Here is a 14,591-nt window from a genome sequence, read left to right on the forward strand (position 1 = left end):
ACCATGACCTCCAGCACCACCCCCGTACAGACCCTGCGTGACGCCGGGGTCGCCGTCTGGCTCGACGACCTGTCGCGCCAGCGGATCGCGTCCGGAGGTCTCGCCGACCTCGTGCGGCGCGGCGTCGTCGGCGTCACGACCAACCCGACGATCTTCGCCTCGGCCCTCGCGCACGGTGACGCCTACGACGCGCAGCTGCGCACGCTGGCCGCCGACGGCGCGGCCGTCGAGGAGGCGGTCCTGCGGATCACCACCGACGACGTGCGCGACGCGTGCGACGTGCTGCGGCCCGTGTACGACGCGACCGACGGCGTCGACGGGCGCGTGTCGATCGAGGTCGACCCGCGGCTCGCGCGCGACACGGCCGCGACGGTCGCGTCCGCCGAGACGCTCTGGTCGGAGATCGAGCGTCCGAACCTGTTCGTCAAGATCCCCGCGACCCGCGAGGGCCTGCCCGCGATCACCGCCGCGCTCGCGCAGGGCATCAGCGTCAACGTGACGCTGATCTTCTCGCTGCAGCGCTACCGCGCGGTGCTCGACGCGTTCCTCGACGGGCTCGAGCAGGCGCGCGCCGCCGGGATCGACCTCGCGCCGATCGGCTCGGTCGCGTCGTTCTTCGTGTCGCGCGTCGACGCGGCGATCGACCCGCGGCTCGACGCGCTCGGCACCGCCGAGGCGGCCGAGCTGCGCGGCACCGCGGCGATCGCGAACGCGCGCCTCGCGTGGGGCGTCTACCAGGAGGTCGTCGCGGGCGAGCGCTGGCAGGCGCTCGCGGCCGCCGGCGCGAAGCCCCAGCGTCCGCTGTGGGCGTCGACGGGCGTCAAGGACCCGGCCTACCCCGACACGCGCTACGTCGACGAGCTCGTGGTCGCCGGCAGCGTCAACACCATGCCCGAGAAGACGCTCGACGCGGTCGCCGACCACGGCGCCGTGCGCGGCGACACGGTCACGGGCACGCAGGACGCCTCGGCGGCGCTGCTCGACCGCATCGAGGCCCTCGGGATCTCGATCGACGAGGTCACCGAGCAGCTCGAGGTCGAGGGTCTGGAGAAGTTCGAGGCCTCGTGGTCCGAGCTGCTCGGCACGGTCGAGGCCGGGCTCACGTCCGCCGCGTCGTCGACCGAGGAGGCCCGGTGAGCGGCGCCAAGGTCGGGCCCGACCAGAACCCGCTGCGCGACGCGCGCGACCGCCGCCTCCCCCGCATCGCCGGGCCGTGCGGCCTCGTGATCTTCGGGGTGACCGGTGACCTCGCGCGCAAGAAGCTCATGCCGGCGGTCTACGACCTCACCAACCGCGGCCTGCTGCCCCCCGGCTTCGCGCTGACCGGCTTCGCGCGGCGCGACTGGGAGACGCAGGACTTCGAGCAGGTCGTGCACGACTCGGTGAAGGAGCACGCGCGCACGCCGTTCCGCGAGGCGACGTGGCGCCAGCTGTCCGAGGGCATCCGGTTCGTGCAGGGCACGTTCGACGACGACGACGCGTTCGACCGGCTCCGCGAGACGGTCGAGGACCTCGACGTCACGCGCGGCACGGGCGGCAACCACGCGTTCTACCTGTCGGTGCCGCCGAGCTCGTTCCCCGTCGTCTGCCAGCAGCTCGCCCGCTCGGGTCTGTCGCAGCCGCAGGACGGCACGTGGCGGCGCGTCGTCATCGAGAAGCCGTTCGGCCACGACCTGGCCTCGGCGCGCGAGCTCAACGACATCGTGTCGCAGGTGTTCCGACCGGACGACATCTTCCGGATCGACCACTACCTGGGCAAGGAGACCGTCCAGAACCTGCTGGCGCTGCGCTTCGCGAACCAGCTGTTCGAGCCCATCTGGAACGGCAACTACGTCGACCACGTGCAGATCACCATGGCCGAGGACATCGGCATCGGCGGCCGCGCGGGCTACTACGACGGGATCGGCGCCGCGCGCGACGTCATCCAGAACCACCTGCTGCAGCTCCTCGCGCTGACCGCGATGGAGGAGCCGGTGTCGTTCGACGCCGAGGCGCTGCGGGCCGAGAAGACGAAGGTGCTGTCGGCGCTGCGCCTGCCGCGCGACCTCGGCAAGCACACCGCCCGCGGGCAGTACACGGCCGGCTGGCAGGGCGGCGAGAAGGTCGTCGGCTACGCCGAGGAGGAGGGTTTCAACCCGGACTCCACCACCGAGACGTACGCCGCGATCCGGGTCGACATCGACACGCGGCGCTGGGCCGGGGTGCCGTTCTACCTGCGCACCGGCAAGCGCCTGGGGCGGCGCGTCACCGAGATCGCCGTGGTGTTCAAGCGCGCGCCCCACCTGCCGTTCGAGTCGACCTCGACGTCCGAGCTGGGGAAGAACGCCCTCGTGATCCGCGTGCAGCCCGACGAGGGCGTCACGCTGCGGTTCGGGGCCAAGGTGCCCGGCACGGCGATGGAGGTCCGCGACGTCACGATGGACTTCGGGTACGGGCACGCGTTCACCGAGTCCTCCCCCGAGGCGTACGAGCGCCTCATCCTCGACGTGCTGCTGGGCGACCCGCCGCTGTTCCCGCAGCACGAGGAGGTCGAGCTGTCGTGGAAGATCCTCGACCCGGTCACCGCGTACTGGGCGAGCCACGGCAAGCCCGACGAGTACCGCGCCGGAACGTGGGGTCCGGCGTCGGCGGACGAGATGATGGCCCGTGACGGCCGGGCGTGGAGGCTCCCGTGATCATCGACATGCCGGACACCACCACCCGGGACATCAACAAGCGCCTCCTGCAGGAGCGCGACGAGGGCGGTGCGATCGCCCTCGGGCGCGTGCTGACACTCATCATCGACGCCGACGCGCACGACCCCGAGGACGCGATCGAGGCGGCCAACTCCGCCAGCCGCGAACACCCGTGCCGCATCATCGTCATCACCGAGGGCACCGAGGAGCGGCGCGCCAACCTCGACGCGCAGATCCGCCTCGGCGGCGACGCCGGCGCGAGCGAGGTCGTCGTGCTGCGCATCTCGGGCGGCGTCACGCGGCACCTCGACACGCTCGTCATGCCGCTGCTGCTGCCCGACGCGCCGATCGTCGCGTGGTGGCCCTACGACGTGCCGGAGAACCCCGCGGAGCACCCGCTGGGCCAGATGGCGCAGCGCCGCATCACCGACACGTCGACGTGCTCGCGCCCGAGCCGCGCGCTGCGGAACCTCGCGCGCGTCTACACCGAGGGCGACACCGACCTCGCGTGGACCCGCGCGACGCTGTGGCGCGGGCTCATCGCCGCGACGCTCGACCAGCCGCCGTACGAGCCCGTGCGCCGTGCCGTGGTCACGGGCGAGAGCACGCACCCCTCGGTCGACCTCATGGCCGCCTGGTTGGCGCACGCGCTGCGCTGCCCGGTCGAGATCGAGCGCGTCCCCGGCGCGCCGGCCATCACGCAGGTGCGGCTCGAGCGCGCCTCGGGCGACATCGTGCTGGACCGCCCCGACGGCAAGACGGCCGCGCTGCGCCAGCCCGACCAGCCCGAGCACCGCATCGCGCTGCCGATCCGCCAGCTGCGCGAGTGCCTCATCGAGGAGCTGCGTCGCCTCGACGCCGACGAGGTGTACGGCGAGGTCCTGCAGAAGGGCCTCGCGCGCATCGACGCCTGACCCCACCGACGGGCCGCCCCGCGCCACCGCGCGTGCCGGGCGGCCCGTCGGCACCCCCGCGACGACCGCCCGGGCCGCGCCGGACCGGGCCGAGGAGGAGACGCATGAGCACCGCCACGCCCGAGGTCCTGGTCCACCCCGACGCCGACGTCCTCGCCGCCGCCGCGGCCGCGCGCCTGCTGACGCGCCTGGTGGACCTGCAGTCGCACCGCTCGCCCGTGCACGTCGTGCTCACGGGCGGCACGGTCGGCATCGCGACGCTGCGGGCCGTCGCGGACTCGCCGGTGCGCGACGCCGTCGACTGGTCGGGCGTGCACCTGTGGTGGGGCGACGAGCGCTTCCTGCCGGCGGGCGACGCGGACCGCAACGAGACGCAGGCCCGCGCGGCGCTGATCGACGCCCTCGGCGACGCGCTGCCGGCCGCGAACGTGCACGCCGTCCCGGGACCCTCCGACGACGTGCCCGACGGCGAGGCCGCCGCACGCGCCTACGCCGCCGAGCTGCGCGCGCACGCCGCCGACGACGGGCTCGCCCCCCGGTTCGACGTGCTGCTGCTCGGCATGGGACCCGACGGGCACGTCGCGTCGCTGTTCCCCGAGCGGTCGTCGCTGTACGAGGCGAACCTGCTCGTGGTCGCGGAGCACGACTCCCCCAAGCCGCCGTCCGAGCGGGTGTCGCTCACGTTCCCGCTCATCCGGTCGGCGCGGGAGGTGTGGGTCGTCGCCGCCGGGGCCGAGAAGGCGCCCGCGGTCGCGCGGGCCCTCGCCGGCGACGACGTCCGGACGACGCCCGCCGCCGCCGCCCGCGGGCAGGAGCGCACGCTGTGGCTCGTCGACGTCGCGTCGGCGGCCGAGCTGCCGGGCGTCGACCCGGCCGCGACGCCCGCGGTCTCCGGGCCCCGCCGCCCCCGCTCGGAGGTGGACCCCGCGTGGACGGCGGTCGAGGCGTACGTCGCACCGCTCGTCGCCGAGGGTGCCGACGCCGTGGCCGTGCGCACCGCCGCCGCCGACGCGGGCCTGCCCGACATCGCGGTGAGCTCCGCGCAGGGCCGCCTGCTCGAGCTGCTGGCGCGCGCCGTGGGTGCGCGCCGCGTGCTCGAGATCGGCACGCTGGGCGGCTACAGCACGTGGTGGCTCGCGCAGGCGGTGCCGGCCGACGGCTCGGTCATGACCCTGGAGGTCAGCGACGCGCACGCGACGGTCGCCCGGACGTCGCTCGCGGCAGCCGGTCTGCAGGACCGCGTCGACGTCGTCGTGGGACCGGCCCTGGAGTCGCTCGACCGTCTCGTGGCAGCGCACGTCGCCCCGTTCGACCTCGTGTTCGTCGACGCCGACAAGCAGCAGCTCGCGGCCTACCTCGACCGCGCCGTGACCCTGTCGCGGCCGGGCACGCTCGTCGTGGTCGACAACGTGGTGCGCGGGGGCGCGGTCGTCGACGCCGACCACCCCGACGACCGTGTGCAAGGCGTCCGCACGTTCCTGGAGCGTGCCGCGGCCGACGGCCGCGTCGACGGCACCGTCGTGCAGACCGTCGGCGAGAAGGGCTACGACGGGTTCGCGCTGCTGCTGGTGCGGTGAGCCCCGGCCCGGCCGTCACCGCGGCCGGGGACGCGAACGGCGTCGCACCCCGCGGGGTGCGACGCCGTTCGCGCGTAGAGGGTGGTCGTCGTCAGCGACGTCCGCGCCGCGCCCGGAGGGCGGCGAGCGCCTCGTCGAGGATCGCCGCGCCGTCCTCCTCGCTGCGACGCTCCTTCACGTACGCGAGGTGCGTCTTGTACGGCTCGTTGCGCGTGGGCGACGGCGGCGCCTCCGGGTCCTGACCGGCGGGGAACCCGCACCGCGGGCAGTCCCAGGTGGCCGGCGCCTCGGCGGCGGCCTCCTCCGCGAAGCTCGGCCGCGTCTCGTGGCCGTTCGCGCACCAGTAGGAGATCCAGACGCGCGGCGCGGCGTCGCCGCGCTCCGCCTCGCCCATCGGACCGGCACCGACGCGCGACCCCCTGATCGCACTTCCGCTCGCCATGGCCGTGCCCCCTTACTCGGAGAACTTCTCGATGAGGCCGAGCAGCACGATCATCACGGTCCACGTCAGCGCCACGCCGACGGTGATCCTGTTGAGGTTGCGCTCGGCGACGCCCGACGAACCCGCGCTGGCCGTGATGCCACCGCCGAACATGTCCGAGAGGCCACCGCCCTTGCCCTTGTGCAGCAGCACCAGCGGGACGAGCAGGAGGCTGGTCAGGACCAGCAGCACCTGGAGGGTGATACGCAGGGCAGTCACGTCGGTGGGTTCCTCACTCGGGCGGTCGGTGCAGCGGTGCGCCGGGCCGCGCGCGGCGTCGGTGCGGGTCGTGCTGGGTCGTGCTTCCGGTCACCCGGCCCCGGGGCGCGGGGACGGGACGACCGCGGTACAGGGTAGGCGACGGGAGGCGGTCGGGACCACCACCGTCGCACCCTGCGGCGTGGTCCGGCCGGCGCGCGGCTGCGCACCGGCCGGACCGCTGCCGGATCAGGCGACGGTGTGCGCCTGGAACCGCGCGATCTTCGCGAACTCCTCGGGGTCGAGGCTCGCGCCACCGACCAGCGCGCCGTCCACGTCGGGCTTCGCCATGATCGACGCGACGTTCGAGGACTTCACCGAGCCGCCGTACAGCACGCGCACGGCGTCGGCCGTGGCCTGGTCGTACAGCTCGGCGATGCGCACGCGGATCGCCTCGCACAGCTCCTGGGCGTCCTCGGGCGTCGCGGTCTCGCCCGTGCCGATGGCCCACACCGGCTCGTAGGCGACGACGAGGCCCGCGACCTGCTCGGCCGTCAGGCCCTCGAGCGCACCGTCGAGCTGCGCCAGCGTGTGCGGCACGTGCTCGGCGGCCTTGCGCACCTCGAGCGGCTCGCCGACGCACACGATCGGGACGAGGCCCGCGCCGAGCGCCGACTTCACCTTGGCGTTGACGACGGCCTCGTCCTCGTGGTGGTACTGCCGGCGCTCCGAGTGGCCGACGGCCACGTAGGTGCAGCCGAGCTTCGACAGGAACAGCGGCGAGATCTCGCCGGTGTACGCGCCGGACTCGTGCGCCGACACGTCCTGCGCGCCGTAGACGAGCTCGAGCTTGTCGGCGTCCACGAGGGTCTGCACGCTGCGCAGGTCCGTGAACGGGACGAGCACCGCGACCTCGACGGCCGCGTAGTCGTGCTTGGCGTCGCGCAGGCTCCACGCGAGCTTCTGCACGGTGTGCGTCGCCTGGTGGTGGTCCAGGTTCATCTTCCAGTTGCCCGCCATGAGCGGGGTGCGGGTGGTCGCCACGATCAGTCCTCCAGGACAGCGATGCCGGGGAGGGTCTTGCCCTCGAGAAGCTCCAGCGACGCGCCACCGCCGGTGGAGATGTGGCCGAAGCCGGCCTCGTCGAAGCCGAGCAGGCGCACGGCCGCGGCGGAGTCGCCGCCGCCGACGATCGAGAAGCCGTCGGTGTCGACGAGCGCCTGCGCGACGGCCTTGGTGCCCTCGGCGTACGCGGGACGCTCGAACACGCCCATGGGGCCGTTCCACGCGATCGTCTTCGCCGCGAGGATCGCCTCGCGGAACAGCGCGGCGGACTTCGGGCCGATGTCCAGGCCCATCGTGCCGGCCGGGATCGCGTCGACCGCGACGACCTGGTAGTCGTCCGAGCCGAACTCGGGCGCGACCAGCGTGTCGACGGGCAGGACGATCTCGACGCCGGCCTCCTGCGCCTGCGCGAGGTAGCCCTTGACCGTGTCGACCTGGTCCTCCTCGAGCAGCGAGGAGCCGACCTCGTGGCCCTGGGCCTTGAGGAACGTGAACATCATGCCGCCGCCGATGAGCAGCTTGTCGGCCTTGGTGATGAGGTTGCCGATCACGCCGAGCTTGTCCGACACCTTGGCGCCGCCGAGGACGACGACGTAGGGGCGCTCGGGGTCCTCGACGGCCTTGCGGAGCGCCTCGACCTCGGCCAGGACCAGCGTGCCCGCGGCGTGCGGGAGGCGCAGCGCGACGTCGTAGACCGACGCCTGCTTGCGGTGCACGACGCCGAAGCCGTCGGAGACGAACGCGTCCGCGAGGGACGCGAGCTCGTCGGCCAGCGCGCCGCGCTCGGCGTCGTCCTTCGACGTCTCGCGCGCGTCGAAGCGGACGTTCTCGAGCAGGGCGACCTGCCCGTCCTCGAGCGCCGCGACGGTCGCCTTGGCCGAGTCCCCGACGAGGTCCTCGGCGAGCGCGACGGGCTGCCCGAGCAGCTCGCCGAGCCGGGCCGCGACGGGCGCGAGCGAGTACTTCGCGTCGGGCGTGCCCTTGGGGCGGCCCAGGTGCGCGACGACGATCACGCGCGCACCCTGCGCGGTCAGCGCCTGCAGCGTGGGCAGCGCGGCGCGGATGCGGCCGTCGTCGGTGATGGTCGTGCCGTCGAGCGGCACGTTGAAGTCGGAGCGGACGAGCACGCGCTTGCCGCGCAGGTCGCCCAGGTCCTCGATGGTCTTCATGGTCGGTGTCTCCCTCGCTGCCGCCGGTGCTCGGCGGCTCGGACTCCCCCGCGGTGCGGGGGCACGGCCGTGGGGCGTCGAGCCCCGGACACGGCAGCGTCCGCGTGCACCGGGCCGGGTGGCCTCGGCGCACGCGGACGCATGGACTGCCTACGGTGCGAGCGTCAGAGACGCGCGCCCACGTACTCCGTCAGCTTGACGAGGCTGCTCGAGTAGCCCCACTCGTTGTCGTACCAGGCGATGATCTTGACCTGGTCGCCGATCACCTTGGTGAGCTTCGCGTCGAAGATGCTCTGGTGCGGGTTCGTCACGATGTCCGAGGAGACGATCTCGTCCTCGGTGTACTCGAGCGTGCCCTTGAGCGGACCCTCGGCGGCGGCCTTGACCGCGGCGTTGACCTCCTCGACCGTGACCTCGCGCGAGGCGGTGAAGGTCAGGTCGGTGGCCGAGCCGGTGATCGTCGGCACGCGGAGCGCGAAGCCGTCGAGCTTGCCCTTGAGCTCGGGCAGGACGAGCGCCACGGCCTTGGCCGCACCGGTCGTCGTCGGGACGATGTTCTGCGCGGCGGCGCGGGCGCGACGCAGGTCGCGGTGCGGGCCGTCCTGCAGGTTCTGGTCGCCCGTGTAGGCGTGGATCGTGGTCATGAGACCACGCTCGATGCCGATCGCGTCGTTGAGCGCCTTGGCCACGGGGGCGAGGCAGTTCGTGGTGCAGGACGCGTTCGAGATGATGTGCTGCGTGGCCGGGTCGTAGTCGGTGTGGTTCACGCCGACGACGAACGTGCCGTCCTCGTTCTTGGCCGGGGCCGAGATGATGACCTTCTTGGCGCCGGCGTCGATGTGCGCCTTCGCCTTGGTGGCGTCCGTGAAGAAGCCGGTCGACTCGATGACGATGTCCGCGCCGAGCTCCGCCCAGGGCAGGTCGGCCGGGTTGCGCTCGGCGAGGGCGCGGATCTTCTTGCCGTCGACGATGATGTTCTCGTCGTCGTAGTCCACGCTCAGCGGGAAGCGGCCTAGGACCGTGTCGTACTTGAGCAGGTGGGCCAGGGTGTGGTTGTCCGTCAGGTCGTTGACGCCGACGATCTCGATGTCGGCCCCCGAGGCCACGATGGCGCGGTAGAAGTTGCGCCCGATGCGGCCGAAGCCGTTGATGCCGACCTTGATGGTCACTTGCCCTCCTCGGCACGCGCCGTGCTCATGCCGGCGCACACAGTTGGTGTTCGGTCACGCACGCCGCTGTGCGTCCCGACCGCCACGGTCCGCACCCGCCGGACGTTGCCCAGCGTGTTGCGTCCTCGTTGCGATCGGATGACCCGAGCCTATACCCGGTGGCCCAGGTCACGCCCAAGACGAAGGTCCACCCTCCGACGTGTTCGCATGCTGGACCATCCGCCGACCGCGTCGCGGCCGGTCGTCGAGCGACCTCGCGCGTGGCCGTCCGGCGGCGACCGGCACCGCGGCCGTGCGTGACGTCACAGGTCGAGCAGGTCCGGGCTCAGGCCCGCCTCGGTGTCGGGGATCCCGAGCTCGGCCGCGCGCCGGTCGGCGGTCGCCAGCAGGCGCCGGATCCGCCCGGCGACGGCGTCCTTGGTCAGCGCGGGCTCGGCGAGCTTGCCGAGCTCCTCGAGCGACGCCTCCTTGTGCGCGAGGCGCAGCTCGCCCGCCTGGCGCAGGTGCTCGGGCAGGTCCTCGCCGAGGATCTCGAACGCCCGCTCGACGCGTGCGCCGGCGGCCACCGCGGCCCGCGCCGAGCGCCGCAGGTTCGCGTCGTCGAAGTTCGCGAGCCGGTTCGCCGTGCCGCGCACCTCGCGCCGCACGCGACGCTCCTCCCACACCAGCATCGTGTCGTGCGCGCCCAGCCGCGTGAGCATCGCGCCGATCGCGTCGCCGTCGCGGATCACGACGCGGTCGACGCCGCGCACGTCCCGCGCCTTCGCGGCCACGCCCAGGCGCCGCGCCGCGCCGACCAGCGCGAGCGCCGCCTCCGGCCCGGGGCAGGTCACCTCGAGCGACGACGACCGACCCGGCTCGGTGAGCGAGCCGTGCGCGAGGAACGCGCCGCGCCAGGCAGCCTCGGCCTCGCCGACGCCCGCGGACACGACCTGCGGCGGCAGCCCGCGCACGGGGCGCCCCCGGTTGTCGAGCAGACCCGTCTGCCGCGCGAGCGACTCGCCGTCCTTCACGACCCGCACGACGTACCGGCTGCCGCGGCGCAGCCCGCCGCCGGACACCACGATGATGTCGCTCTCGTGCCCGTACACCTCGGCGATCGCCTGCCGCAGGCGGCGCGCGGCGATGCCCGTGTCGAGCTCGGCCTCGATGACGATCCGGCCGGAGATGATGTGCAGACCACCCGCGAACCGCAGGGTCGCCGAGATCTCCGCCTTGCGGCACGAGGTCTTGTCCACCTTGAGCCGGGCGAGCTCGTCCTTCACCTGTGCCGTGAGCGCCATGGCGCAATCCTGCCACCGAGCGGGCCGTGGTCGTGACCGTCTCGTGACCCGATCTCGGCCGGTCCGCCCGGGCGTGCGTCACCGTCCCGTGCGCGTCCCGACGTCGCCCAGGTAGTCCTCCACGACGTCCCGCAGCGCCGCCGCGAGGCGCAGCGGGTCGTGCACGGCGCTCTGGTCGCCGCGCCGCACCTGCCGGACCAGCAGCTGCGCCCCCATCGTCGCGCAGAGGTCCGCGAGCTCGTCGACGTCCTCGACCGACGCCGGGTCCGCCACCACGGCGTGCACGGGCAGCTCGGGCGCGTGCGCGCGCAGCACCGCGAGGTGGTCCACCGCGCGCATGCCCGCCGTCTCGTCGTCGGGCGTGAGGTTGAGCACCACGACGACGCGCGCGCTCGTCTCGAGCAAGGCCGCGCGCAGCGCGGGCACGAGCAGGTGCGGCAGCACCGACGTGTACCAGGAGCCGGGCCCCAGGACGACCCAGTCGGCCTCGCGCACCGCGTCGACCGCCTCGGGGCACGCCGGCGGGTCGACGGGGTCGAGCCGCAGCTGGGCGATGCGCCACCCGGTCGTGGCCACGTGGGTCTGGCCCCGCACGACGTCGCGCTCCCCCGCCGGCCCGACGACGTCGGCCTCGATCCGCAGCGGCACGGACGCCATCGGCAGCACCCGGCCGCGCGCGCCCAGCAGGCGACCGACGAGGTCCAGGCCCTCGACGGTGTCCCCGAACAGCTCCCACAGCGCGACGATCAGCAGGTTGCCGACCGAGTGCCGGTCGAGCGGCCCGTCGGACGAGAAGCGGTGCTGCAGCAGGTCGCGCCAGGTGCGCCCCCACTCGGAGTCGTCGCACAGCGCCGACAGCGCCATGCGCAGGTCGCCCGGCGGCAGCACGCCCAGCTCCTCGCGGAGGCGGCCGGAGGACCCGCCGTCGTCCGCGACCGTCACGACGGCGGTGATGCGGTCCGTCATGAGCCGCAGCGCCGACAACGACGCGGACAGCCCGTGACCGCCGCCGAGCGCGACGACCGCGGGACGCGCCGGGTCGCCGAACCGGCTCGCGTGCGGCGCGCTCACTCCTTGCCCAGGTCGCGCGCCGTGACCTGCACGCGGTGCCCGCGCTCGCGCAGGCGCGCGGCGATGGCCTCGCTGATCGCGACCGAGCGGTGCTTGCCGCCGGTGCAGCCCACGGCGATCGTCGCGTACCGCTTCTCCTCGTGCAGGTAGCCGTCGAGCACGGGCTCGAGCGCGTCGACGTAGCGGTCGACGAACGTCACCGCACCCGGCAGCCCGAGGACGTAGTCGCGCACGGGCGCGTCACGACCCGACAGGTGCCGCAGCTCGGTGATCCAGTACGGGTTGGACAGGAAGCGCACGTCGACGACGTGGTCGGCGTCGAGCGGGATGCCGTACTTGAAGCCGAACGACAGGACGGACACGTGCAGCACGTCCTCCGAGGGCCCCGACACGCCCGCCCGGACGAGGCGGGCGAGGTCGTGCACGTTGAGGTCGGACGTGTCGATCACGGTGTCGGCGCGCTCGCGCAGGTCCGACAGGAGCGTGCGCTCGTGCGCGATGCCGTCGAGGATCCGGCCGTCGCCCTGCAGCGGGTGCGGGCGACGCACCTGCTCGAAGCGCCGGACGAGCACCTCGTCGGACGCGTCGAGGAACAGCACGCGCAGCTCGACGCCGCGGCTCTGCAGGTCGTCCAGGACACCCGTGAGCGCGGCGAAGTACTCGCGTCCGCGCACGTCGATGACGGCCGCGAGCCGCTGCGCCGGGCCGCTGACCGGGCCGCTCGTCAGCATGCCGACAAGATGCGTGAGCATCTGGGCCGGCAGGTTGTCGACGACGTACCAGCCGAGGTCCTCCAGCACGGCCGCGGCGCGCGTGCGCCCGGCGCCCGACATCCCGGTGATGACCAGGACCTGCGGCAGCTCGAGGACGGGGGCCACGGTCGCGGCCTCGAGGGCGGGGATGCCCGCCGGCACGGTGATCGGCGACGGCTCGCTCATGTCCCCATCGTGCCAGGCGACGCCGCGGCTGCCTCGTCGGACCCGCCGGGCGCGGCGTCGGCGCCCGCCGCGCCCGTGTCGGCGGTGGGCGCGAGCGCAGCCACGACGGCCTCCGCCGTCCGCGCCCCCATGCCCGGCACCGTCGCGATCTCCTCGGCCGACGCGGCGCGCAGGCGCTTGACCGAGCCGAAGTGCCGCAGCAGCGCGGCCTTGCGCGCCGGGCCGAGGCCCGGCACGTCGTCGAGCGCCGACGCCGTCATGCCCTTGCTGCGGCGCTTGCGGTGCGCCGTGATGGCGAACCGGTGGGCCTCGTCGCGCACGCGCTGCAGCAGGTAGAGGCCCTCGGAGCTGCGCTGCAGGATGACCGGGTACTCCTCCCCCGGCACCCAGACCTCCTCGAGACGCTTGGCCAGGCCGCACAGCGCGACGTCGTCGATGCCGAGCTCGGCCATCGCGGCCGCCGCGGCCGCGACCTGCGGCGGCCCGCCGTCCACGACGACGAGGTTGGGCGGGTAGGCGAACCGGGCCGGGCGGCCCGTGCGCTCGTCGACCGGGCCGCTGCGCGGCGCGTCCTCGTCGTCGGCGTCACCGAGGTCGAGGTCGTGGGACTCGGCGCGCTCGGCGAGGTAGCGGCGGAAGCGGCGCGTGATGACCTCGTGCATCGCCGCCGTGTCGTCGCGTGCGCCCTGGCCCTCGGGGCCGCGCACCGAGAACAGCCGGTACTCGCTCTTGCGCGCGAGCCCGTCCTCGAACACCACCATCGACGCGGACTGGTACGTGCCCTGGTTGTGCGACACGTCGTAGCACTCGATGCGCAGCGGTGCGCTCGGCAGGTCGAGCGCCTCCTGGATCTCGCGCAGCGCCTGGCTGCGGGTCGTGAGGTCGCCCGCGCGGCGCGTGCGATGCAGCGCGAGCGCGTGCTCGGCGTTGCGCAGCACGGTCGCCGCGAGCTCGCGCTTGTCGCCCCGCTGCGGCACGCGCACGCTCACGCGGCTGCCGCGCAGGCCGCTGAGCCAGGCCTGCACCTCGTCGAGGTTGGCGGGCAGGACCGGCACGAGCACCTCGCGCGGGACCGCGCCGGGCGCCGTGCCGGCGTCCTCGCCGCCGTACACCTGCTGCAGCAGGTGCTCGACGAGCGCGGCGTCGTCGAGGTCCTCGACCTTCTCGACGACCCAGCCGCGCTGCCCGCGGATGCGGCCGTCACGCACGTGGAAGACCTGGACGGCCGCCTCGAGCTCGTCGCCGGCCATCGCGAAGAGGTCCGCGTCGGTGCCGTCGGACAGCACGACCGCGTTGCGCTCGGTCGCCTTCTCGAGCGTCGCGATGTCGTCACGCAGCCGCGCGGCACGTTCGAAGTCGAGCTCGGCGGCCGCCTCCTTCATGCGCGCGGTGAGGCGGCGCGTGAAGCGCGCGGTGTCGCCCGCCATGAAGTCGCAGAAGTCCTGCGCGAGCTGGTGGTGCTCGTCGACGCCGATCCGCCCGACGCACGGAGCCGAGCACTTGTCGATGTAGCCCAGCAGGCACGGCCGGCCCTGCTGCTTCGCGCGCTTGAAGACGCCCGCCGAGCACGTGCGCACCGGGAACACGCGCAGCAGGAGGTCGACCGTCTCGCGGATCGCCCACGCGTGCGCGTACGGCCCGAAGTAGCGCGTGCCGCGCCGCTTCGCGCCGCGCATGACCTGCACGCGCGGCACCTCGTCCGCCATCGTGACCGCGAGGTACGGGTAGGACTTGTCGTCGCGGTACTTGACGTTGAACCGCGGGTCGAACTCCTTGATCCACGAGTACTCGAGCGCGAGCGCCTCGACCTCGGTGCCGACGACCGTCCACTGCACCGAGGCCGCGGTCGTCACCATCTGCTGCGTGCGCGGGTGCAGCCCCGCGAGGTCCTGGAAGTAGCTGTTCAGGCGGTTGCGCAGGCTCTTGGCCTTGCCCACGTAGACGACGCGGCCGTGCTCGTCGCGGAACCGGTACACGCCGGGGGCGTCGGGGATCTCCCCCGGCGCGGGACGGTAGGTCGCGGGATCGGCCATGCGTCCGAGCCTAGTTCG

The 14,591-nt window shown here is 73.8% G+C and carries 13 protein-coding genes; 4 read left to right on the forward strand and 9 right to left on the reverse strand.

Annotated elements, in window-relative coordinates:
• The first annotated feature begins 3 nt into the window (after window positions 1-3).
• The 4 genes from tal to pgl all read left to right on the forward strand — a co-directional run bounded on the left by tal (window position 4) and on the right by pgl (window position 5,166).
• Complete coding sequence (gene tal / locus GY42_RS04770) at window positions 4-1,137, forward strand: transaldolase (RefSeq protein WP_046528462.1); 1,134 nt, start codon at window positions 4-6, stop codon at window positions 1,135-1,137.
• A complete protein-coding gene (gene zwf, locus GY42_RS04775; RefSeq protein WP_046528463.1) occupies window positions 1,134-2,675 on the forward strand; it encodes a glucose-6-phosphate dehydrogenase in 1,542 nt (513 codons plus the stop codon). Before tal ends, zwf begins: the two co-directional genes overlap by 4 nt.
• On the forward strand, window positions 2,672-3,589 hold the full coding sequence (opcA, locus tag GY42_RS04780) for a glucose-6-phosphate dehydrogenase assembly protein OpcA (RefSeq protein WP_046530552.1): 918 nt from the start codon (window positions 2,672-2,674) through the stop codon (window positions 3,587-3,589). Before zwf ends, opcA begins: the two co-directional genes overlap by 4 nt.
• Window positions 3,590-3,693: 104 nt before the next feature.
• The gene (gene pgl, locus GY42_RS20125; RefSeq protein ID WP_046528464.1) at window positions 3,694-5,166 is read left to right on the forward strand and encodes a 6-phosphogluconolactonase; all 1,473 of its coding nucleotides are present in this window, start codon (window positions 3,694-3,696) and stop codon (window positions 5,164-5,166) included.
• A gap of 91 nt (window positions 5,167-5,257) precedes the next feature.
• Here the strand turns inward: pgl and GY42_RS04790 are convergent, their stop codons facing one another.
• The 9 genes from GY42_RS04790 to uvrC all read right to left on the reverse strand — a co-directional run bounded on the left by GY42_RS04790 (window position 5,258) and on the right by uvrC (window position 14,573).
• On the reverse strand, window positions 5,258-5,608 hold the full coding sequence (locus tag GY42_RS04790) for an RNA polymerase-binding protein RbpA (protein WP_046528465.1): 351 nt from the start codon (window positions 5,606-5,608) through the stop codon (window positions 5,258-5,260).
• A gap of 12 nt (window positions 5,609-5,620) precedes the next feature.
• Window positions 5,621-5,866, reverse strand: a complete 246-nt coding sequence (gene secG, locus GY42_RS04795; RefSeq protein ID WP_046528466.1) for a preprotein translocase subunit SecG — start codon at window positions 5,864-5,866, stop codon at window positions 5,621-5,623.
• Between the two features lie 228 nt (window positions 5,867-6,094).
• Window positions 6,095-6,889 carry a triose-phosphate isomerase gene (tpiA, locus tag GY42_RS04800; RefSeq protein WP_082131353.1) on the reverse strand — a complete coding sequence of 265 codons (795 nt, stop codon included), beginning with the start codon at window positions 6,887-6,889 and terminating at the stop codon, window positions 6,095-6,097.
• Window positions 6,890-6,891: 2 nt separating this feature from the next.
• Window positions 6,892-8,079 (reverse strand): phosphoglycerate kinase, encoded by a 1,188-nt coding sequence (locus tag GY42_RS04805; RefSeq protein ID WP_046528467.1) that lies wholly within the window; start codon window positions 8,077-8,079, stop codon window positions 6,892-6,894.
• Window positions 8,080-8,243: 164 nt separating this feature from the next.
• Window positions 8,244-9,248 carry a type I glyceraldehyde-3-phosphate dehydrogenase gene (gene gap / locus GY42_RS04810; RefSeq protein WP_046528468.1) on the reverse strand — a complete coding sequence of 335 codons (1,005 nt, stop codon included), beginning with the start codon at window positions 9,246-9,248 and terminating at the stop codon, window positions 8,244-8,246.
• A 302-nt stretch (window positions 9,249-9,550) separates the two neighbouring features.
• A complete protein-coding gene (gene whiA / locus GY42_RS04815; protein WP_046528469.1) occupies window positions 9,551-10,531 on the reverse strand; it encodes a DNA-binding protein WhiA in 981 nt (326 codons plus the stop codon).
• A 78-nt stretch (window positions 10,532-10,609) separates the two neighbouring features.
• Window positions 10,610-11,602 (reverse strand): gluconeogenesis factor YvcK family protein, encoded by a 993-nt coding sequence (locus GY42_RS04820; RefSeq protein WP_046528470.1) that lies wholly within the window; start codon window positions 11,600-11,602, stop codon window positions 10,610-10,612.
• Window positions 11,599-12,540 carry an RNase adapter RapZ gene (gene rapZ / locus GY42_RS04825; protein ID WP_046528471.1) on the reverse strand — a complete coding sequence of 314 codons (942 nt, stop codon included), beginning with the start codon at window positions 12,538-12,540 and terminating at the stop codon, window positions 11,599-11,601. The genes GY42_RS04820 and rapZ overlap by 4 nt, the downstream gene beginning before the upstream one ends.
• Window positions 12,537-14,573 (reverse strand): excinuclease ABC subunit UvrC, encoded by a 2,037-nt coding sequence (gene uvrC / locus GY42_RS04830; protein WP_046528472.1) that lies wholly within the window; start codon window positions 14,571-14,573, stop codon window positions 12,537-12,539. Before uvrC ends, rapZ begins: the two co-directional genes overlap by 4 nt.
• Window positions 14,574-14,591: the final 18 nt, after the last annotated feature.

This window comes from Cellulomonas sp. FA1, from assembly GCF_000986825.1.
Classification (GTDB): domain Bacteria; phylum Actinomycetota; class Actinomycetes; order Actinomycetales; family Cellulomonadaceae; genus Cellulomonas; species Cellulomonas iranensis.